Annotated in this window: 11 protein-coding genes; 8 read left to right on the forward strand and 3 right to left on the reverse strand. The window is 64.8% G+C overall.

What is annotated here, in order from left to right:
* Positions 1-710: 710 nt before the first annotated feature.
* The 7 genes from F627_RS0102010 to F627_RS0102040 all read left to right on the forward strand — a co-directional run bounded on the left by F627_RS0102010 (position 711) and on the right by F627_RS0102040 (position 19,143).
* Entirely contained in the window at positions 711-5,885 is a 5,175-nt protein-coding gene (locus F627_RS0102010; RefSeq protein WP_019583110.1) for a PAS domain-containing protein, read from the forward strand.
* Positions 5,882-8,929 (forward strand): PAS domain S-box protein, encoded by a 3,048-nt coding sequence (locus F627_RS0102015; RefSeq protein WP_019583111.1) that lies wholly within the window; start codon positions 5,882-5,884, stop codon positions 8,927-8,929. The genes F627_RS0102010 and F627_RS0102015 overlap by 4 nt, the downstream gene beginning before the upstream one ends.
* Positions 8,926-9,996: an HD-GYP domain-containing protein gene (locus F627_RS0102020; protein ID WP_019583112.1), complete on the forward strand. Its 1,071-nt coding sequence runs from the start codon at positions 8,926-8,928 to the stop codon at positions 9,994-9,996. Before F627_RS0102015 ends, F627_RS0102020 begins: the two co-directional genes overlap by 4 nt.
* A gap of 71 nt (positions 9,997-10,067) precedes the next feature.
* A complete protein-coding gene (locus F627_RS0102025) occupies positions 10,068-13,778 on the forward strand; it encodes a PAS domain S-box protein (protein ID WP_081630704.1) in 3,711 nt (1,236 codons plus the stop codon).
* Between the two features lie 20 nt (positions 13,779-13,798).
* The gene (locus tag F627_RS0102030; protein WP_019583114.1) at positions 13,799-17,041 is read left to right on the forward strand and encodes a PAS domain S-box protein; all 3,243 of its coding nucleotides are present in this window, start codon (positions 13,799-13,801) and stop codon (positions 17,039-17,041) included.
* A 24-nt stretch (positions 17,042-17,065) separates the two neighbouring features.
* Positions 17,066-17,449, forward strand: coding sequence for a response regulator (locus F627_RS0102035; RefSeq protein ID WP_018876984.1), 384 nt, complete (start codon positions 17,066-17,068; stop codon positions 17,447-17,449).
* A complete protein-coding gene (locus F627_RS0102040) occupies positions 17,446-19,143 on the forward strand; it encodes a diguanylate cyclase (protein ID WP_019583115.1) in 1,698 nt (565 codons plus the stop codon). Before F627_RS0102035 ends, F627_RS0102040 begins: the two co-directional genes overlap by 4 nt.
* Here F627_RS0102040 and F627_RS0102045 read toward each other — a convergent pair.
* Both F627_RS0102045 and F627_RS0102050 read right to left on the reverse strand, forming a co-directional pair.
* Entirely contained in the window at positions 19,133-19,714 is a 582-nt protein-coding gene (locus F627_RS0102045; protein ID WP_018879817.1) for a BLUF domain-containing protein, read from the reverse strand. The two genes, F627_RS0102040 and F627_RS0102045, sit on opposite strands and share 11 nt — an antisense overlap.
* 53 nt (positions 19,715-19,767) lie before the next feature.
* On the reverse strand, positions 19,768-20,619 hold the full coding sequence (locus F627_RS0102050; protein WP_019583116.1) for an HDOD domain-containing protein: 852 nt from the start codon (positions 20,617-20,619) through the stop codon (positions 19,768-19,770).
* A 131-nt stretch (positions 20,620-20,750) separates the two neighbouring features.
* Between F627_RS0102050 and F627_RS0102055 the strand changes: the two genes are divergently transcribed.
* Positions 20,751-21,350 (forward strand): RNA ligase partner protein, encoded by a 600-nt coding sequence (locus F627_RS0102055; protein WP_017941871.1) that lies wholly within the window; start codon positions 20,751-20,753, stop codon positions 21,348-21,350.
* A 50-nt stretch (positions 21,351-21,400) separates the two neighbouring features.
* Here F627_RS0102055 and F627_RS0102060 read toward each other — a convergent pair whose 3' ends face one another.
* The gene (locus F627_RS0102060) at positions 21,401-22,504 is read right to left on the reverse strand and encodes an RNA ligase (protein WP_019583117.1); all 1,104 of its coding nucleotides are present in this window, start codon (positions 22,502-22,504) and stop codon (positions 21,401-21,403) included.
* Positions 22,505-22,507: the final 3 nt, after the last annotated feature.

The raw sequence follows: 22,507 nt of genomic DNA on the forward strand, positions 1-22,507 counted from the left end.
CGGGCCCTGGCCGTCGAAATCCACGAAGGCTGGCTGGAGGACAACCGCTACCTGAACATGGATCTGCTCAAAGAACACAAGAAGATCTTGCTCCGGCAGGCCGAGGCCGCCTGAGCCATACGGACCAACCGAACATGGCCGACTCATTTCTGCACAACTTGACGCACACAACCTGATTAATGTACACGCTCGCGTTGGCACCCCCGGTTTTCCGAGACAAGGCGCGCCGTGCAGCGCCGTAGTCATTCTACGGTCAAGCGGCGCAACGCCGGATCGGGGAACCTGGGGTGCCAGCCCCGCAAGCGATTGAATGCAGGGGCTCGGCCGCCTGCTGTTATCAAAAACGGGCGCGCTCACGGTGTTGCGGTTCCTTTGTGCAGAATGACTGCACGGCAGTCACCGCGCATTAAACGCAAGCAAAAGCGACTCGAGCGCGAGCGTGTACATTCATCAGTGTTTCCCTACGCCGCTGTTGCCCACCTGTACCAGAACCCGGTCTTCTTGCCCAGCGGGACGGCGGCCCGGGGCTGGTCGGGGCGGCATGGGCACCCGCGGGCAATATCCATTAATATTTTAAGGGGTTGACTGGAGGCCAGAATATTCTGGGATAGTTTTGTTGAGGGCTGGACGTGTGTCGGCCGCCGCGACGGCCCGAGCACCGATGCTTTTACGCACCGGAAATTGTCGCTGATGCAGGGGTTCCTGTCCGCATGTCCGTGATCGATGATTCCCTGCGTGAACTACAGCGTCAGTTTGTGGCCGGCTTGCCCGAGAGGCTGGATGTTCTGCACGAGCGTTACCGTGGGCTATGCCCCGGTGCCTGGCAGGTGGACGCAGCGGCGGAACTGCACCGTCATATCCACAGCCTGATTGGCAGTGCCGGCACCTTCGGCATGCAGTCGGTATCGGCTGCGGCACGGCAACTGGAAATCCGCCTCAAGGCCATCGTGGATTCCGGGGCGGCCCCGGAGGAGAACGCCTGGGCCGCCATCGGCGCGGAGCTGGAGCGTCTCCAACAACTGGCGCACAGCCCGCTCCATAGCGAAGAGCCCAGCCTGACGTCGCCCCAGGCCACACCGCACCTCGACCGTCCACCGCTGATCGATATCGTCGAGGACGATACCGAGCAGGCTGAACACCTGGCCCGGATCCTGAGGGACGCAGAGTACCGTGTGCGGATATTCTCCGCGCCGGATGAGTTCCGCGGCGCGGATGAAGCGCCCGATGCCGTTGTCCTGGACATGGTCTTTCCCGAGGGTGATACCGCAGGCGCCGAACTCCTGGCCGAACTCAAGGCGGGCAGCAAGGGCAGCCCGCCGGTGGTGGTGACTTCGGTACGCGACGACATCGAGGCGCGTCTCGCCGCCCTTCGAGGCGGTGCCCGTCGCTACCTGTTGAAGCCGATAAACCCGCAGGCGCTTGTCGAACTGCTGGATGCCCTTACGGGGCGCATGCCGTCGAATCCCTTCCGGGTGTTACTGGTGGATGACGACCCCCTGTTGCTGGAGGCCCAGTCCGCCGTGCTGCGCGGCGCCGGCATGACGGTGCAGGCGCTAAGCCGGCCGCTCGAGGCCCTGGAAGCACTGGACGCCTTCCGCCCCGATGTTGTGGTGCTGGACGTCCACATGCCCGAGCTTCGCGGGCCCGAACTCGCGGCGCTGGTGCGAGAGCGCGATGAGTATCTGGCCCTGCCCATCCTGTTCCTGTCTACCGAGACCGACAAAAGCCTGCAACTGGAAGCGCTCAGCCAGGGGGGTGACGATTTCCTGGTCAAGCCGGTGGAGGCCGATCACCTGATTGCTGCGGTCAGCGCCCGGGCGCGCCGCTCGCGCCAGCATGCCGCGATGCAGCAGCGCCTGCAGGACACGCTGTACGAACGGGAACGCGAGCACCTCGCGCTGGATCAGCACGCCATCGTCAGTATGGCCGACGTCGCGGGCAACATCATCTATGCCAACGACAAGTTCTGCGAGATCAGTGGCTACCAGCGCGCAGAACTGATCGGCCAGAACCACCGCATGCTCAAGTCGCAGGAGCACTCACGGGCGTTCTACGAGGCGATGTGGGAGACGATCTCCTCGGGACAGGTCTGGTATGGCGAGATCTGCAACCGGGCGAAGGACGGTTCGCTGTACTGGGTGCAGTCCACCATTACGCCGTTTCTGGACGAGCACGGACTGCCCTACCAGTACGTCTCGATCCGCACCGACATCACGGGTATCAAGGCGGCCGAGGCCGCGCAGCGCGCGCAGAACGCCATGCGCAAGGTGGTGGGTCAGGCTGCGGCCGACTTGCTCGCGGCCGGTGCCGACTCGCTGGATGCGGCTATTGATCGGACCTTGCGTCGGATCGGTATGCACCTGGGGGCCGACTGCGCCTACCTGTTCCAGTTCTCGGAAGATGGTACGCGCATGGGCAGCAGCCACGAATGGTGCGCGCCCGGGGTGGATCGCAAGCAGGAGGATCTGCAGGATATTCCGCTGACGGCGGTTCCCTGGTGGCGGGCCCATCTCCTGGGCGACCAGCCGGTAATGGTTTCCGACGTGGCCGCACTTCCGCTCGAGGCGGCGGCGGAGAAGGCCTTGTTCGAATCCATGGGTATCCGGTCCTTTTCGGACTTTCCGATCCGGCGCGGCGGGAAGAGCCTGGGGGCCATCTGCTTCCATCATCGAGTCGGCACCCCTTTGGCATCGACGAATCTGGATCTGCTGGGTTTGCTGGCCGGTCTGGTCGGCAGTGCGCTGCTTCGTGCTGCGGTCGACCGGGAGATCCGGGAACAGCAGCGTTTTACCCAGGACGTGCTGGACTCGGTTTCCGCGCACATCGCGGTGCTCGATCGCGACGGCGTGATCGTGGCGGTCAACGAACCCTGGCGACGCTACGGGGCGGAGAACGCCCCCGAACCGGCTGACGCGGATCGGGGTGACGATGTTGGTACCAACTACCTCGAGATCTGTCGGCACGCCGAGGACACCATAGAGCCAACGGCCAGTGACGCGGCCAGAGGGATCGAGGCAGTCATCGCAGGACGCTCACCTCGTTTCCGGCTCGAGTATCCCTGCCATTCGCCTACCCGGGCTCAGTGGTACGAGATGACGGTGCTGCCGTTGACACACGAAGGACGTGGTGTCGTGGTGAGTCACGCCAACATCACCGAGCGCAAGCTTGCCGAGCAGGCGGCGGAGACCGCCAAGGAGCGCCTGCGCCGGGGGCAGATGTTCGCCAATATCGGTACCTGGGAATGGAACATCGTCACGGGCGAGCTGTACTGGTCGGAGCGCATCCCGCCGTTGTTCGGGTACCTCGAAGGCGAACTGGAAACCTTCTACGACAACTTTCTTGCCGCTATCCACCCGGAAGACCGCGACGCGGTGATTGCCGCGGTAAACGCCTGTGTGGCGGACGATGTGCCCTACGACATCGAGCATCGTGTGGTGTGGCCAGATGGCACCGTGCGCTGGCTCATGGAGCGCGGTGCTGCAGTGCGTGATGCCGATGGCAGGGCCTTGCGCATGATCGGGGTGGTCCAGGACATCGATGACCGCAAGAACGCCGAACTGGCGCTGGCCGAGCGGGAGCGGCAACTCGTGGAGGCACAGGCCCTGGCATCGCTCGGAAACTGGCGGGCCGATCTGGTCAGCGGTGAGCTGTTCTGGTCCGACGAGATCTACCGCATCTTTGGCCATGAGCCCGGCAGTATCACCCCGAGTGTCGACGTGTTTTATGCAGCCGTTCATCCGGATGACCTCCAGCGGGTTCGCGACGATGTGCTGGAAGCCGAAAGGACCGGCCGCCACGATGTCGTGCACCGCATCGTTCGGCCCGACGGCAGCATTCGCCACGTCAACGAACTCGCGCAGGCGGAAACGGACGCCGACGGCAACCTGATTCGCCTGACGGGTACCGTGCAGGACGTGACCGAGCAGGTCGAGGCCGAACAGCGCATACGCGAGAGCGAAGAGCGTTTCGTCTTTGCGGTGGAAGGGGCCGGCGATGGCGTCTGGGACTGGGATATCAAAAGCGGTCGCATGACGTTCTCCGGCCAATATGAACCCATGCTGGGTTACCGGCCTGGTGAACTGGAGCCGAGTGTCGAGTCCTGGAAGGGCTCGGTGCATCCCGAAGACCTGGGGGGGGTACAGCAACAGCTGGCTGACTATCTCGCGGGAGACAGTGACCGATATAACGTGGAGTTGCGGCTGCGCTGCAAGAACGGCAGTTACAAATGGGTGCTGTGCCGGGGCACAGTGGTGGAACGCGATGTCCGGGGTGATCCGGTACGCATGATCGGCATCCACAGCGACATTGATGCGCGCAAGGCCGCTGAAGAGACCCTACAGATCTTCCGGCATGTGGTCAATTCCGTGCTGGATGGCGTGCTGGTGATCGACGCGGCGGGCGTGATCCAGCTGGCCAGCCCCGCGGTTCGGGCCATCTTTGGATACGACCAGCAGGACCTGGTCGGCAATAATGTATCCATGCTGATGCCGGACCCGGTGCGTTCGGAACACGACGGCTACCTGCAGCGGTATCGGGCCAGCGGTGAAGCGCGCGTCATCAATCGACTCGTCGAGGTGACCGGGCAGAAGGCCGATGGGGCCGAATTCCCGCTGGAGGTCTCGGTCAGCGAAATTGCGATTGCCGGGCAGCAGTACTTTGTCGGGTTGCTCCGTGACATCAGCGAGCGCAAGCAGGCCGAAGAGGCCCTGGTCGCCGCGCGCGAGGAAGCCGATCGCGCCAATCAGGCCAAGTCCGAGTTCCTCTCGAGCATGAGCCACGAGCTGCGGACGCCGATGAATGCGATCCTCGGGTTCGGCCAGTTGCTGGAATACGACGACAGCCTTGGCGAGGAACCACAGGAGAATGTCAGCGAGATCCTGCGGGCTGGCAAGCATCTGCTGGAACTGATCAACGAAATCCTGGATCTGGCCAAGATCGAATCCGGCAGAATCGATATGTCGCTGGAGCCAGTGGAAGTCGATCCGGTCGTTCAGGAATGTCTCTCGCTTGTGGGTACGGCGGCCGACCAGCGCCATATCCACCTTCACCACGAGGGGACCGAGGGTGTCGTGGTACGGGCGGACCTGACCCGATTGAAACAGGCACTTCTTAACCTGGTCTCCAATGCGGTCAAGTACAACCGCGACGGCGGTCACGTGAAGGTCGACACGCACCGTGAAGGCTCCGACCGGCTCCGGATCCGGGTTGCCGACACCGGCAAGGGCATCCCGGAAGACAAGCTGGAAGATCTGTTCGATCCCTTCAACCGTCTGGATGCCGAGAACAGCGGGATCGAGGGCACTGGCATCGGCCTGACGCTCACCCGGCGTATGGTGGAACTGATGCGTGGCACGGTAGGGGTGGAGAGCGAGCCGGAAGTGGGCAGTACTTTCTGGATCGAGCTGCCGCTGGCGGGGGCGGGGGCGGAGGGGAGCCCGCTCCGCGGCGCGGAGCCTGCGTTGCCCCGGGGGGCGTCTCCCGAGGACTGCGGGCTCTCCGATGAGCAGAGCCGGACCGTGCTGTACATCGAGGATAACCCCGCGAACCTGAGGCTGGTGGAGCAGCTGGTTGGGCAGTTGCCGGAGGTCCGCCTGCTCACCGCCCATACCCCGTGGCTGGGTATGGATCTGGTTCGGGAGCATCGACCGGATCTGATCCTGCTGGACATCAACCTGCCGGGCATGGATGGCTACCAGGTACTGGAGGTGCTCCAGGCCGAGGCCGAGCTGGAGCGAACCCCGGTGGTGGCGGTCACCGCCAATGCCATGCCGCGCGACATCGAACGTGGCATGGCGGCGGGTTTTGCGGATTATCTGACCAAGCCGCTCAATGTCGGGCAGTTTCTGGACACGGTGCAGCGCCACCTCGCGAAACGTACGACATGACGCCTGGGTGGGGCGAGACCTCTCTGGGGCTGATCTTCCAGGTCTACGCGCTGGCGTTCTTTGTTCTGGGTATTGCCGCGCTGCACGGCATGCGCCGGGAGCGCGGCACCGGTCTGGTGGCCCATCTTGGGTGGCTGGCCGCCTTCGGTATGCTGCACGGGTTGCAGGGGTTCATTGACGGCGAGCGCCTGCGGGATCCTGCCCCCTGGCTCGCGGTGCTGAGTGCCGTTCTGATGGTCAGCTCGTTTGCCGCGCTGCTGGAGTTCGGTCGGCGCCTGTGGAACGAGCGGCCCGGGGGGCACCGACTGGCCGCGCTGCCCCTGTTTGCCGTGACCGGTCTGGGTGTCGGCGCTGCCATGTGGGTGGCCCCCGCTGCCGCTGCCGGGCTGGAACTGGGCACACGCTACCTGCTTGGGGCACCGGCGGCGGCCCTGACCGGCATCGGGCTGCTCTCCCTGGCGGGGGCCACGACCCGTGCGCAGGATACCCTCGCGCGCATCCGCTGGTTGCGCATCGCAGCCCTCGCCATGCTGGGCTATGCCGTCCTGACCCTGTTGCCGTCCCCGGCTTCCGGGCGGCTGCTGGCAGAATGGCTGCCCACGACGGCGGATTTCCTGGCCGCCACCGGATGGCCGGTGCAACTGGTGCATGCAGCGCTTGCGGTGCTGCTGGCGGCGGGTTTTGTGATCCTCAATCGGCAAGGCGATGCCCTTGCCGCCACCACCCTGCGCCGGGTGACGGACAATCTCGACGGGTTCGTGTACCGCTGCCGCAATGATCGCAACTGGACCGTGACCTTCATGTCCGAGGGTGGGGAGACCCTGACCGGATACCCGGCGGCCGACTTCCAGCGCGGCGCACGCCACTTTGCCGACCAGATTCATCCCGATGATCAGGAGCACGTGTGGAACGAGGTCCAGGCCGCACTGGCGCAGCGTGACGAGTACCGTTTGCAATACCGCATGTTCGATCGCGCAGGTCGCGTTCGCTGGTGTTACGAGGAGGGCCGTGGTCATTTCGATGCCCGCGGCGAACTGCTGTACCTGGAAGGCCTTGTCCGCAATGATGACGAACGTCATCGGGCCGAGGAGGCTCGCCGCCGCATGCAGGCGCTGGTGGAAGGGGCACCGCAGGCGGTGGGCTGGGCAGACCCCGATGGAACCGTGCTGTATTTCAACAGGGCTTTCCGGAATCTGCTGGCGATGCCGGAGGATGCGGACCCCTCCGATGGTTACCGCGTCCAGTCGTTCTACGATGACGAGGTCTTTGCGTTTCTTGAATCCACGGTTCTGCCGACGGTCGCGACCAGCGGCCAATGGACCGGCGAACTCGCGCTAAAAGCCCTGGATGGGCGTTACATTTCGACCCTCAACAGTGTGTTCGCCCTTCCCGGTGAGGCGGGAGCGTCGGCAGCCATCGCGAACGTGATCACCGACCTTACCGAGCTCAAGCGTGCCGAGGCCGCCCTGGCCGAGAGTGAATCGCGGTACCGCCAGTTGTTCGAGCTTTCCACCGACGGGATCGTGTACGCCAATGCCGAGTCCACAAACCTCGTGAGTGCCAATTCGAGCTTTGCCGACATGCTGGGGTATGCGCAGGCAGAGATCGCCCGGTTGTCGGTGCGGGACCTTCATCCACCAGATGCTCTGTCCTGGGTGCTGGAGCAGTTCAACGAGCTGGCCAGTCGGCATCAAACAGTGGCCCGGGATATCCCCGTTTTGCGTCGCGATGGTTCGGTGTTTTACGCCGATATATCGGCCAGCTGGGTCACCGTGTCAGGCCGCTCGCTCATGGTCGGTATTTTTCGAGATGTGAGTCAGCGTCGGATCGAAGCGCAGCGCATTCAGGATCTGAACGAGACGCTGGAGGCGCGGGTGCGCGAACGCACGGCCGAACTCGAGCGCGCCAACGCCGCGAAGAACGAATTCCTGTCGCGCATGAGCCACGAGCTGCGCACGCCCCTCAATGCCATCCTCGGCTTTACGCAGGTGCTGCAGCTTCCGGGGGGCGCGCCTCTGAGTACGCAGCAGGCCGATAATGTCCGCGAGATCCATCATTCCGGGGAGCACCTGCTGGGTCTGGTCAACGAGGTGCTGGACCTGGCCCGTATCGAGGCCGGGCAGCTGGAGATCGCCCCCGAACCGGTGGCCCTGGTTCCGGTCCTTGAGCATGCCGTAGCCCAGATCGAGATGCGCGCCAGGGAACGTAACATCCCGTTGACGCTGCAGACGAATGAGCCCAGCACGGTGCTGGCCGACCCTCTGCGCCTGCGTCAGGTGCTTCTCAATCTGCTGTCCAATGCCGTCAAGTACAATCGCGATGGGGGTCAGATCGACGTCGGGTGTGAACCGGCGACGCCCGGGCAGGTGCGGGTGAGTGTGCGCGACACCGGCCATGGCCTGAGCACCGAACAGCAGGCACGCCTGTTCCGGCCCTTCGAGCGTCTGGAGTCGGCCTATGAAGGCATCGAGGGCACCGGCATTGGTCTGGCCCTGGCGAAACAACTGGTCGAGGGTATGCAGGGCAGCATCGGCGTGGACAGCGTGCCCGGCGAGGGCAGCACCTTCTGGTTCGAACTGCCGCTCAGCGATGACAGCGCAGACATGGATCACGACACGCCTGTGTCGACGAGCATTGCCGAGCCTGCAACCCAGGGAAAATTGCATACTATCCTGTATGTCGAAGACAACCCGGCCAACCTGCGTCTGGTGCAGAAGATCCTGGACAAACGCGCCGATATCGAGCTGCTTTCCGCGGAAAACGCCGAGGACGGCTTGCTGCTGGCCGGGCGGGAGCGCCCGGACCTGATCCTGCTGGATCTCAACCTGCCGGGCATGGACGGCTTCGAGGGCCTGCAGCGCCTGCGGGCCGACCCGGGCACCCTTGCCATCCCGGTGATCGCCGTCAGTGCCAACGCCATGAAGCGCGATATCGAACGTGGCATGGCCGCGGGGTTTCAGGATTACCTCGTCAAACCGATCAACGTGCGGGATTTGTATACCGCCATCGACACGCACCTTGCCTCATCCAAGAGAACATCATGAGCAACGAACAGCACGCGCTCGCCCGAATCCTTTTAGTCGACGACGAGCCCGCCAATCTCAAATTGCTGGACAAGATGCTGCGCAGCCAGGGGTACGAGGCCCTGGTGCTGATCGACGATCCGCGCGAGGTTCTGACCCATTACCAGACGGCGCGCCCGGACCTGATCCTGCTGGATATCAACATGCCGCACCTGGACGGCTACCAGGTGATGGAACAGCTCAAGGCGCTGGATGATCCTCTGCTGCCCCCCATTGTCATCCTCACCGCGCAGCACGCTCAGGACTTTCTGCTGCGGGCGTTGAGCGCGGGCGCGCGCGACTACATTACCAAGCCCTTTGATCGCAGCGAACTATTGATGCGGGTGCACAATCTGCTCGACGCACAGCTGGCGCACCGGCTGGTCCATGACCAGAAAGATGCGCTGGACCGGCTGGTGGCGCAGCGCACCCACGAGCTGTATTCCACCCGGCTGCAGGTGGTGCAGCGGCTGGGCCGGGCGGCGGAATATCGCGACGAGGAGACCGGCTACCATATCCTGCGCATGAGCCATACCTGTGCCCTGCTGGCACGCGAGATCGGGTGGGACGAGGCCCAGTGCGACCTCATCCTGAACGCGAGCCCGATGCACGACATCGGCAAGATCGGCATTCCCGATGCGGTCCTGCTCAAACCGGGCAAATTCGAGCCGCACGAGTGGGAGATCATGAAGACCCACGCCAGCATCGGTGCCAATCTGCTGGACGGCGATGACAGCGATCTCCTGCGCATGGCTCGGGAGATTGCCCTGACCCATCACGAAAAATGGGATGGTAGCGGCTACCCCAATGGCCTGGCCGGCGAGGCTATCCCCATGGCCGGACGCATCGCGGCCCTGGCCGACGTGTTCGATGCCCTGACTTCGGTGCGGCCTTACAAAAAAGCATGGACGGTGGAGGCGGCGGTGGAGCTGCTTCGCGAGAACCGTGGCCGGCACTTCGACCCGACGCTGGTGGACGTGTTTCTGGATGTGCTGCCCGAAGTCGAGGAGATTCGTCAGCGTTTCGCAGACCCGGAGCCCCATGGCTGATGGCCTTTTCAACGCCTCCCTGCCCCGGCAACGAAAAAGACCGGCTGCGAGCGCTGCGGGCTCGAGGGCTGTTGGATACCGCGGCTGAGGAGCGGTTCGACCGACTCACGCGTCTGGCGCGGCGGATGTTCGGGGTGTCCATCGCGCTGGTTTCGCTGGTGGACGAGGACCGGCAGTGGTTCAAGTCGCGGCAGGGTCTCGAGGTGGCGGAGACCGGGCGTGATGTCTCCTTTTGCGGGCATACGATTCTCGGGGGCGATATCTTCGAGATTCCCGATGCGCGCGCGGACGCCCGGTTTGCCGACAACCCACTGGTGACCGGGGAGCCGCACATCCGGTTCTACGCCGGCGCGCCACTATCCGCCTCCGACGGTTACCGGATCGGAACACTTTGCCTGATTGACAGCCAGCCGCGGCAGTTGAGCGAGGACGAGCGACGCTCCCTGCGTGACCTCGCCGATGCGGTCCAGGCGGAAATCGATTCCACCGAGCAACGAGCGCTTGGCAATGCGCTGACCGATCTGCGGCAACTTGGCGAGGTGATTACCCGTGCGCAGTCGGCGTTTATTCGCGATGCCGATCAGGACCGTGGGCAGGTCTTCGACGGACTGCTTGCGGATACCCTCGAGCTGACCCTCAGCGAATACGGCTTTATCGGAGAGGTGTTGCACACGCCTGAAGGTTCGCCTTACCTCAAGACCAGTGCCATCACCAATATCGCCTGGGATGACGCGACCCGCGCCTTCTACGCGGCCAACGCACCCCAGGGGCTGGAGTTTCACAACCTGGAGACCCTGTTCGGCGCGGCCCTGACCGGCGCGGGGCCGGTGATTGCCAACGACCCCGCGGGAGACCCGCGCAGCGGGGGCTTGCCCGAAGGACATCCGCCGCTCAAGGCCTTTCTGGGGATACCCATCGAGCACGGGGGCGAGCGGATCGCCGTGCTGGGGATCGCCAACCGTCCGGGTGGCTACGACCCGGGCATGGTGGAGTTTCTGCAGCCGCTGCTCGCCACGCTGGGGCAATTGGTGGATGCGGCTCGCACCCGTCGTCGTTACCGGGCGGGCCAGTTGGAGCGGGCGCGGCTGTCCCGAGTGGCGAGCGAGACGACCAATGGCGTGATCATTACCGACGCCGACGGCCGGGTCGAGTGGATCAACGACGGCTTTACCCGCTTGAGTGGCTATACCCTGGACGCAATGCTTGGCCGCCAGCCGGGTGAACTGTTGCAGGGTGCCGGGACCGATCCGGAGACGGTAGCCCGGATCGGTGAGGCACTGGCGCGGGGCGAACCATTCGTTGAAGAGCTGTTGAACTACCGGATCGACGGCCACCCGTACTGGGTGCGTATCCAGTGCACTCCGTTGCGCGACGAGCAGGGGATGTTGCAGGGGTTCATCGCGATCGAGTCCGATGTGACCCGGGAACGCGAGGATGCCGAGCGGATCCGCGAGAGCGAGCAACAGTTCCGCTCGCTGGTCGACAATATCCCCGGAATCACCTATCGCTGCCTGCCGGATGCGGACTGGACCATGCTCTACATGAGCGACCAGGTGGATCCGTTGTCGGGCTACCCTGCCAGCGACTTCATCGACAATTCCGTGCGCAGTTACGCCAGCGTGATCCACGAGGATGACCAGGCACGAGTCCAGGATGCGGTGGAACAGGCCTTGAGCGCCGGCAACGACTGGTCCGTTGAATACCGTATTTGGCATCGTGACGGCAGTATCCGCTGGGCCCAGGAACGGGGCTCCGCCATTCGTGATCCGGATGGCCGAGTACGCTACCTCGACGGCTTCATCCTCGATGCGACCCGGGAACGGGAACATCGTGAACAGCATCAGCGCCAGCTGGACGCGTTCGCGGCGCTCAACGAGATTGCATCCCTGGTGGCGCTGGACCTCGATGACCAGCTCGAGCGCGCGCTACAAATGGGGGCCGACTTTCTGGGGCTGGAACTGGGCATCGTCAGCCGGATCCGCGGCGACGACTATACGGTGCGGGCGTTCGTCGCGCCGGCTGGCGCCCCCCTCGAGCGTGGTCAGCGCTTTGCGCTCGGGCGTACCTACTGTGCGCTGACCCTTGCGCACAACGACCTGCTGACGATCGAGCACATGGCCGCGTCCGAGCACCAGGGCCACCCGTGTTACGCGGACTTCGGCCTGGAAGCCTACATCGGTGTCGTGCTGGAGGTTGAGGGACAGCGCTTTGGCACCCTGAACTTTTCGTCGGCGCACCCCAGACCGGCCGCGTTCAGCGAGGGTGAACGCATGTTCGTGCGTCTGTTGGGGCGCTGGGTGGCCGCGAGCCTGGAGCGGGAACAGTCGCACGAGCAGTTGAAGAAGCTGACCTCACTGGTCCCGGGTATGGTGTATCAGTATCGGCAGTGGCCGGACGGCCGCGTGGCCTTCCCGTACAGCAGCCCCGGCATCCGGGACATCTACGGCATCAGCGCAGAGGCGGCACGCGAGGATGCCAGCGCGGTGTTCCGCAGTCTGCACCCGAAGGACCGGGATCGGGTGGCGCAGTCCATCGAACGGTCGCGGCGGGAACTGAGCAACTGGCATTGCGAGTATCGCACCCTGCGGGATGATGGTCGCGTGGGGTGGGTGCAGGGTCACGCCTCGCCCGAGCCCCTCGACGACGGCAGTACGCTGTGGCACGGATATATTCGGGATATCACGGATGAAAAGGAGGCCGAGCTGGCCGTCGCGGACAGCGAGGCCCGCCTGCGGGGGCTGTTCGAGCTCTCACCGGTGGGGATCGCTCTGAACGATTACGAGACCGGGGCGTTTGTGGATCTCAACGCGGCCCTGTTGCGCCCGACCGGTTATACCCGCGAGGAGTTCGTTGCACTCAGCTACTGGGATGTCACGCCCCGGGAGTACGCAGCGCAGGAAGCGCAGCAACTGGAGAGCATGGAACAGACGGGCCGTTACGGCCCCTACGAGAAGGAATACATCCGCAAGGACGGCACCCGGTATCCGGTACTGCTCAACGGAATGGTCGTGCACGACAAGTCCGGTCGCAAACTGATCTGGTCCATCATCGAGGATATCTCCGAGCGCAAGCGCATCGAGCGCATGAAAAACGAGTTCATCTCCACCGTCAGCCACGAGCTGCGCACGCCGCTCACGTCGATCTCCGGGGCCCTGGGCCTGCTGACGGGCGGGGCGGCAGGAGCGTTGCCGGAGCGGATGCAGGAGATGCTGGAGATTGCCCACAAGAACAGCCAGCGCCTGGGGCTGCTGATCAACGACCTGCTGGACATGGAAAAGCTGGTGGCCGGCAAGATGCGCTTCGAGATGCAAGAGCAGCCGCTGTTCCCGTTGCTGGAGCAGGCTGTGCGCAGCAACCAGAGCTATGCCGACCAGTACGAGGTGCACCTGATGCTGGATGCGGAGGACGACGGGGTCCGGGTCGAAGTGGATGCCGACCGCCTGCAGCAGGTGCTGGCCAATCTGCTCTCCAACGCAGCCAAGTTCTCGCCGGAGGGTGGCGAGGTGCGGATGACGATGGAGCATGGCGAGGCGCGGGTGCGCGTCTCGGTGATCGATCACGGCCCCGGGATCCCGGAGGCGTTCCGCGAACGCATCTTCCAGAAGTTTTCCCAGGCCGATGCCTCCGACACCCGCCAGAAGGGTGGTAGCGGCCTGGGACTGGCGATCACCCGGGAGCTGGTGGAGCGCATGGGCGGCGAGGTCGGGTTCGACTCCGTGCCGGACGCGGGGGCGACGTTCTGGTTCGAACTGGGATGCCACCGTGAGGAGGCCCGCGGATGAGGCAGCAGTGGTCAGGCCCGGTGGAGCGCGGGCTTGCGACGTTGGCGCTGGCCCTGCTGGCGGTGGCCGGCAATTTCTTCCATCTGCCGCTGCTGTTCGGTCTGGACTTCATCTTCGGATCGATCGCGGTGATGCTCGCGGTGCTGCTGCTGGGGACGCTGCCCGCGGTGATTGTCGCGATCGCCGGAGGACTCTACACCCTGGTCCTGTGGGGCGTTCCGTATCCGATGGTGGTGTTCGTGATCGAGGCACTGGTAGTGGGCCTCGTTTACCGGCGCTGGCTGTACAACGTGGTGGTGGCCGACCTGCTGTACTGGCTGGTGATCGGGGTTCCGCTGGTGTTGCTGTTCTATCGCGGCTTGATCGGGATGGACTGGGAACCCACCACCATGATCGCCCTGAAGCAGGCGGTGAATGCGCTGTTCAACACGCTGATCGCCAGCCTGTTGGTGATGCTGTGGCGGTTGTCGCGGCGCGGCGAGCAGGCCTCCCGACTGGGCAGGCCTTCGCTGGCGAGCCTGTTGTTCCACGCGATGCTCCCGGTCACCCTGCTGGCCGGGCTGGCACCGATCCTGCACGAGAGCTATCAGCAGCGCGACGAGCAGGAGTCCTTCATGGTCGAGCGCCTGCAGGAACGCGCCGAGAATCTGTCCGAACGGCTCGCGAGCGATTACCGCGAGGGCCGGGTCCGGTATGACTACCATCTGCGGCGGGTGCAGACGCGCGAGGACCTGGGGCTTGCGATTGTGTCCCCGGAAGGTCGGGTGCTGGCCAGTCGGGGCGACGTCCGCAGCGTGCTGGAGGCGTCGGACGGCCAGGTGGAGACCCTGGATCGCGAGCTCTCGATCTGGTTGCCGGACGGTTCGATGTCGGCTGTGGGTCGCTGGGGGCAGGGGGCCTACTTCGTTGCAGCGCCGGTGGGCCCCGTGCCGGATATCGAGCAGGTGTATGCGGAGATGCCGGCGGCACCGGTGGTCCGGGCGCTGGAGCAGCAGCGCGTGGAGTTGTTTGCCCTCCTGACGGTGATCGTGGCCCTGGCCATCCTGGTCTCGGCCGCCTTGAGTTATGCCATCAGCCGTCCCTTGCGCAAGCTGGATGCGGTCAGTGCAGGGTTGAGTTCGGACATCGCCGCGGGGCGTGCGCCGGAACTGCCGGAAAGCCGGATTTTCGAATACGACGGCCTGGCCGGGACCCTGCGGGAGATGTCGCGGCAACTGGTGGCCAGTTTCCGCCAGCAGGCGCAGGCGCGCATCGAACTCGAGTCCGAGGTGCAAGCGCGTACCGCAGAGCTTGCGCAGACCGCCGATCAGTTACAGGCGGTTCTGGCGGCGGCGTCGGAATTCGCCATTGTGGTGACCGACCGCGATGGTCTGATCACCCTGTTCAATCCGGGCGCGGAAAAGATGACGGGCTATGCTGCCGACGAAATGGTGGGCCAGCAGTCACCCGCCCTGTTCCATGTGCCCGAGGAGATCGCCGCGCGCGCGGCGCAACTGAGCGCCGCCAGTGAACGGCCGATCGAAGGCTTCCAAGTCTTTACCGAGGTCGCGGATCGCGAGGGAGCAGAAACCCGGGAATGGACCTTTGTGCGCAAGGGCGGCATGCGCATTCCCGTTTCCCTGACGGTGACACCCCAGACCGACAAACAGGGAAATATCAACGGCTACCTGGGTATCGCCGAGGACATCACCGAGCGCAAGGCCGCTGAACGGGCCGTGCGCGAGAGCGAAAAACGCTTCCGGGATGCCACCCAGCAGTTGACGCTGGCCACCGAGGCGGCGCAGCTGGGTGTATGGGATTTGAACCTGACCAGTGGGCGGCTTGACTGGGATTCCGGGATGTTCCGTCTTTACGGCGTGTTACCCCGCGATTTTGGTCACCATGCCGATGACTGGAGGCGCGCCTTGCTGCCCGAAGACGTGGAGCACGCAGAAGCCAGCCTCGAAACGATCCTTGAACGTCCCGGGACACCCCGCGAGTTCACGTTCCGAATTCTCCGGGGCGATGGGGCGACACGTCATATTCGCGCTATGGCACAGGCGATAACCGATGCGGCAGGTGTGGTCGTGCGGGCGATTGGCGTGAACGAAGACGTAACCGAGCGTATGGAGGCGGAGCGAGCCCTGGCGGAGCAGGCGCTTCGCACGCAGACGATCATCGATAACATCGTAGACGGGATCATCACGATCGATCGCGATGGGTTGATCCAGTCGTTCAATCCGGGTGCAAGTCGCATCTTCGGGTATATGCCCCGTGAGGTTGCCGGTCGCAATGTAAGCGTGTTGATGACCGGGCCTGATCGTGAGAGCCATGACGTATACCTGCGTAATTATCAGGCCACTGGCAACCGGCGGGTGATTGGCACCAGCAGGGAACTGCAGGGGCGCCGCAAGGATGGAACCGTGTTCCCGATGGAACTCGCCGTATCGGAGGTCACGCAACACGGCGAGCCCCTCTATGTGGGGGTTGTGCGTGACATCACCGAACGCAAGCGGGTGGAGCGCATGAAGAACGAATTCGTCTCCACGGTCAGCCACGAACTGCGGACACCACTGACGTCGATCTCGGGCGCCCTCGGGATGATTGCCAGCGGCGCGCTCGGCGAACTGCCCGGCAAGGTCGGCGAAATGGTCACGATTGCCCAGCGCAACAGCCAGCGGCTAACGCTGTTGATCAACGATCTGCTCGATATGGAGAAGATCGCGGCGGGCAAGCTGCACTTTGATATGCGTGCGGAGCGGCTCGAGCCGCTGCTCGAACAGGCGCTCGAGAGTTATCGGGGTTATGCCGAACAACACCAGGTCCAGCTGGTGCTCGATAGTGGCGCGCCCGGGGTTGCGGTTCGGGTCGATGACCAGCGCCTGTTGCAGGTGCTCGCCAATCTTCTGTCGAACGCGGTGAAGTTCTCGCCCCCGGGCGGCAGCGTGCGGGTTTCGGTGCAGGCGTCGAATGAACCGACTGAAGGCGTCCGGGTCAGTGTGGCGGATGATGGGCCGGGTGTTCCGGACAACTTCCGCGAGCAGATCTTCGGGAAATTCGCACAGGCGGATGGCTCCGACAGCCGAACGAAGGGCGGGACCGGGCTCGGCCTCGCGATTAGCCAGGAACTGGTAGAACATATGGGCGGGCGTATAGGCTTTGACTCCGTGGAGGGCGAGGGAGCGACATTCTGGTTCGAGTTGCCGCTTGCCCGCGATGCGAATGGTTATCCATCCAGTTCAGAACCAGGGTCCGGCTACGGCCCGCACGTCACGGACCCGTAGCGGTTCACCCCAGGGGAGTCGAAAGTGTCCGAGTTGCAACGCATTCTCTATGTCGAAGACGAGCCGGATATTCAGGCGGTTGCCGAACTGGCCCTGGAGACGGTGGGTGGTTACACCGTGAAGACCTGTGCTTCGGGCGAGGAGGCGGTACGCGATGCCGAGGCATTTGCACCAGACCTGATCCTGCTGGATGTGATGATGCCCGGGATGGATGGTCCCACGACCCTGGAGGCCCTACGCGGGATTCCGGCGCTGGCCGAGGTGCCGGTGGCGTTCATGACCGCCAAGGTGCAGCCCTCCGAGATCGCACACTACAAGTCGCTGGGGGCGCGTGACGTGATCGCCAAACCGTTCGACCCCATGACGCTTTCCGACGAGGTACGGCGGATCTGGCAGGGGGCGGCATGACAAGTGCTGGCGCCGAGCAGGCCTTGAAGGACCGCCTGGCACAACTGCGTGCTCGGTATCTGGAACACCTGCCGGATGAGCTGGCTGCATTGAGTTCTCTGCAGGGCCGGTTGGCCGGGAAGGAGCAGGACCGCGAGGTGCTGGACGAACTGCAACAGCGTCTGCACAAGCTGGCCGGCAGCGGGGGCAGTTTCGGCTGTGCGTCGCTGAGCACGGCAGCCCGTGCGCTGGAGCAGCGAATCGGGGACTGGCTGCAGGTGCGGGAATTGTCGCTGGATGCGCCGACTCGGCGGTCCCTGGCGAACGAGCTGGCGGCCCTTGCGCGTACGGTGCCCGAAAGCCCGGAGCGCTCGGCGGTCCGGTGGGTGCCGGATGCACGGAGTGCCGTTGACAACGCCATGGCAATCTGGCTCGTCGAGGACGACGCGGAACTGGCCCGTCAACTCAAGCAGCAGCTGGAATCCTTCAACTACGAGGTTCGGGTGTTCAACGGCATCGACGCGCTCCGGCGTGCGGTGGAAGACCAGCAGCCGGATCTGCTGCTCGTGGACGTGATGATGGAAGATGGTCGCGAAAACGCGACCGAGCGGCTGGTGGATTGCCCGCAGGTGCAGGCGCTGGATTGCCCGCTGATCTTCATCTCCGTGAATGACGACTTCCCGTCGCGTGTGCGCGCGGTACAACTAGGTGCGCATGGGTATTTCCTGAAACCGCTGGATGTACCCCGGCTCGTGTGCCGCATCTCGCAGATCTTCGAAGAACGCCGTGCGCCGGCGCAACGGGTGCTGATCGTGGATGACGATGGCGATCTTGCCGAGCATATGCGGCTGGTACTGACCGCGGCCGGGATGGAGGCCCGGGTGCTGAATGCGCCGCGCGAGATCATGGATACGATCGCCGCCTTTCGGCCGGAACTGGTGCTGATGGATCTGTATATGCCCGAATACGCGGGCACCGACCTGGCGGGGGTGATCCGCCAGCACGAGGCCTATATCCATCTGCCGATTGTGTATCTGTCCGCGGAAACCGATATCGAGCGCCAGATCGAGGCCATGGGTCGGGGCGCGGACGACTTTCTGACCAAGCCGATTTCCGACCTGCAACTGGTGGCGGCCGTCCGCTCGCGGATCGCGCGCGCACGCCAGCTGGAGGAGCGGATCAGCAAAGACAGTCTGACCGGACTGCTCAAGCATGCCAGCATCAAGGAGGCCGCCAGTCGGGAGGTGTTGCGCGCCCGCCGGATCGGGCGACCCGTCACGCTTGCGATGCTCGACATCGACCACTTCAAGAGGGTCAACGATACTTACGGGCATGCCGTGGGGGACGTGGTGATCATGTCGATCGCGACCCTGCTGCGACAGCGCCTGCGCCAGTCCGACATCATCGGCCGCTATGGCGGGGAGGAATTCGTCGCGGTGCTGCCGGAGTGCGACGCGGAGAATGCCCGGCGGGTGCTCGAGGATATCCGCCGGAACTTCGCTTCCCTTGATTTCAACCATCGGGACGAGCGCTTCGGCTGCACTATCTCGATCGGTATGGTGTGTTCGGCCGACTATCCCGAGGAGGATGGTCCCGATCTGCTGGTCGTTGCCGACGAGGCGCTATACCGGGCCAAGTGGGGTGGGCGTGATCAAATCCAGCAGGCGTTCCCGGCGCCCACGCTGCCGCAATGTTCCGAGGCCTCTACGACGTGACGAGCAGGTAGGTCGCGGCTCCTATCACGCCGAGCACGATCGCCACCGCGACCAGGCCGATCCCGAACAGCGCACGGGTGCTGCCCCGTGTGGCATCTTCCGCCTTGCCGCCCGTCGACCCCGCTCCCTCGGCAGGTGCGTTGTCCCGGCCCTGACGCAGCAGGTCCAGCATTGCGTCGATACGGTCATCGTCGAAGGCGAAGGGGTCGAACTGGCGCTGGCCAAAGCGCTGTAGCAGCTGACGGACGTCCCCCGCTGCCGGGACGTATTTCATCGACCATTCGCCAAATCCCGGGCTGTCCAGTGACTGCTCGCGTAGCACCCGGACCTCCTCGTGGCGATCGTCACGCCGGATCCGCTCCAGGGTGTCGCGTACGGCCTCGGGCTCGCCCTCCAGACACTGGAAGAAGTGGCCATCCCCGTAATAGAGCGCGCCGACAATCCCGCTGCGCGGGTTGTTCTGGCGTGACTGCATCAGGATGCGGCTGACTTCGGGCTCGATGCCCTGGCTGGAGGTGTTCTCGCGGAAGGTGGCGCGAGAGGCGTAGACGAGCTGGAGAATGGCGGGCATGCGGGCGTCCGTTCCGGGGCGATATGAAGAAGACCGCCTGCGCCCCGCGGGGTTCACTCGATCATCTGGTTGACGTGTTCCAGGCCGATTGCGTCGTCTTCCCAGTTCAGCCGGGTGGTGCCGGGCTTGGCCGCCAGACGGCGGATGGAGGCGACCGAGCTGCGGTCGATATGGGCCAGTCGATGCCGGGTGGCGTTGTGGCTCTCGATGTTGGCGGCCTGCAGAATGTCGCTGTAATTGACCGGTTCGCCTTCCTCCGGCTCGCGCTTGAGGTTTTCGTGTTCGGCCACGGCGCGGATGATCTCCGGCTCGAAGTTCCAGCTCTTCAGCATCGCGCGGCCGATGGCGACGTGCGCGGCATCGGCCGCGGCCTGCAGGGCGCGCGGATCCTCGTAGATCTCCTGGGTCTTCTCTGCGCGGCGCAGGATCGGGATCATGCCGATGTCGTGAACGAGCCCGGCGAGCAGGGCGGTATCCGGGTCCAGATGGGGGTGGCGACGGGCCAGCAGGTAGCTGATGATCGCCACCTCCAGGCTGTGATTCCACAGCTCTTCCATCCGGATGCGGATGGCCTCGTTCCCGCTCTGGAAGACCTCCTTCATGGACAGCGCGATGATGGTCTGGCGGGCGCGCTCCATGCCCAGGCGGGTGACCGCGGAGCGGATGGTGGCGCAGCGGGTCAGCCCCCGGTAGGCCGGGCTGTTGGCATGGCGCACCAGGCGCGAAGCCAGGGCCGTGTCGCGCGAGATCAGGTTGACCAGATCGGCGATGGAGCTGGATTCGTCCTGGGTGATGAACAGCGCCTGCACCGAGACATCGGGCAGGGTCGGGATCTCGATCTGGTGACGTTCGAGGTCCTCGCGCAGGCGCTCCAGGAATTTTTCGACTTCCGCTCGGGTGGCCAAGGGCAATCCGTGTCCGGCTGGGTAAAGACGCGCCGATTATGCCACAGGCGTTGGCACGGGCGGGGTGTCGCGGGCCGGTTGACGGGCTGCCGGCCCCTGCCGATGATGAAGGGAGCCGACAGGAGGTCGTGATGCGCCGATTCGTGCTGGATACCAGCGTCTTTACCAACCCGCATGTGGCCGGGCAGTTCGGCGAGGACCCCGAGGACATCCTGCGGACCTTTCTCAACCTGGCGCGCCACTGCCCCGCCGAGTTCTACATGCCGCTGTCCGTGTACGAGGAGTTTCGCGGCATGCGCGACCTCGAGGCCCTGGCGGCCGACTTCGAGACCGTGGTCTGGGTGCGCTCGCCGCGTCGCTTTGCGCTGACCCTGCCGAGCGACATCCTCTACGAGTTCATCGACGAGGTGCGCACGCGCATCGATCGCGGCCTGCGCATCGCCGAGGAACACACGCGCCAAGCCGGGGCGGCCGAGTCGCTGCGCCCGGAGCTGATCACGCAGCTGCGCGAGCGCTTCCGCGAGGCCATGCGCAAAGGCCTGGTGGACTCGCGCGAGGATGTCGATGCCGTGCTGCTGGCGATGGAGCTGGATGCCGAGCTGGCCAGCGCCGACGAGGGCATGCGCAAGCTGGGCAACCGCATGGGCATCAAGCTGGTCACCGCCGACTACCTGCGCCAGGTGATGGAGAACCTCTCCGAGTCGGGCATCCCCGGTCAGGGCGGCGCCTGAGGCCGCAAGTCGGGGCCTTTCCCGTGTTCGCCTGCAAGCAGGCGAAGGGCTCAGTCGTATTGCCGGTCTCCGGCCAGGGCGGAGGCCAGGGTGCCGGTGATGCGGTCGAACAGGCGTTCGAACTCCAGCAGCCAGTAGCCGCTTTCTTCCTGACGCGGGGTGCCCGGCAGGAAGCGCACGTGGCGCCCGCCGGTTGCCTGCATGTGGTCGACAAAGCGCTGCGCCCCCGCGCGCTCGCGAAAGCGGCAGCGGTAGGTGTGGCCGACGCGTCCCTCGCGCCGGCTCTTGTCCACTGCGGTCGCCAGCCCGGACAGCAGGGCCTCGCCCAGTTCCCGTTCCACGGCGGCACGTTCACTGGGCGGGTGCTCCGCTAGGAACACCGCCAGGCGGGTCAGGCGATTGGTGAAGTACTCCGGCGGGAGGTCCAGCAGCTGCTCGGAACACACGCGGATGTCGTTGATGCAGGAGCCCCCGGCCACGTACTTGGCGCGGTGCTGGCCGTCCGCGGTCTTCAGTACCAGCCCCTCGGCCCCCTCCGCATCCAGTTGCCGGATCAGCTGCCCGAGGGCTGCGCTGTCCGTGGGCGTGAACCGTCCGTGCAGGGGTGCCGGGGGTAGCTGGTGGCGCTGCATCAGGGCAAATTTCTCGTCCTGCGGCACGAATCCGGGTTGGCCCAACCGCATCAGGTCAAACACGAACAGGCCGACATCCTGTGCGACGCGCGGCGTGGAGCCTTCCAGGTAGGGGGTGTCCGGTCCGGCGATCTCCGCGCACAGCACCAGGTCGGGCTCGGCGTCGAACACCCCGAGGTCCACGAAATCGGGCACCCGGTCGGTGCTGAAGGCGCAGACAAAGCCGCCCCGACTGAAGGCGTAGACCCGGCCGTCCCGGCGCAGGATGCGCACGTTGAAGCCGTCGATCTTCTCCTCCGCCCAGAACGGCTGCTCGAACTGGCGCGGCAACCCGGCCTCCAGTGACTGGATCCGTCCGATGGCCGGGTAGCCGGGTACTACCGCACCGTCCGTCAGCACCACGGAGCCCCGGGGGTAGTGGTTCACCGGCTCCAGCAGACGGGCGTATTCCAGCCCGTCAAAGGTCAGGGCCTCGGCTCGGTGGTTCGCGATCGCGTCCTGCAGCGTGTCCCGGTCGATCATGCG

The sequence above is a fragment of the Thioalkalivibrio sp. ALE16 genome, assembly GCF_000381305.1.
Classification (GTDB): Bacteria; Pseudomonadota; Gammaproteobacteria; order Ectothiorhodospirales; family Ectothiorhodospiraceae; genus Thioalkalivibrio.

Bases quoted from the DNA above. Each gene is read 5' to 3' on its own strand.
- F627_RS0102045 (WP_018879817.1), bottom strand. From the start codon at position 19,714: ATGCCCGCCATTCTCCAGCTCGTCTACGCCTCTCGCGCCACCTTCCGC.
- F627_RS0102055 (WP_017941871.1), top strand. From the start codon at position 20,751: ATGCGCCGATTCGTGCTGGATACCAGCGTCTTTACCAACCCGCATGTG.
- F627_RS0102060 (WP_019583117.1), bottom strand. From the start codon at position 22,504: ATGATCGACCGGGACACGCTGCAGGACGCGATCGCGAACCACCGAGCC.
- F627_RS0102040 (WP_019583115.1), top strand. From the start codon at position 17,446: ATGACAAGTGCTGGCGCCGAGCAGGCCTTGAAGGACCGCCTGGCACAA.
- F627_RS0102010 (WP_019583110.1), top strand. From the start codon at position 711: ATGTCCGTGATCGATGATTCCCTGCGTGAACTACAGCGTCAGTTTGTG.
- F627_RS0102015 (WP_019583111.1), top strand. From the start codon at position 5,882: ATGACGCCTGGGTGGGGCGAGACCTCTCTGGGGCTGATCTTCCAGGTC.
- F627_RS0102020 (WP_019583112.1), top strand. From the start codon at position 8,926: ATGAGCAACGAACAGCACGCGCTCGCCCGAATCCTTTTAGTCGACGAC.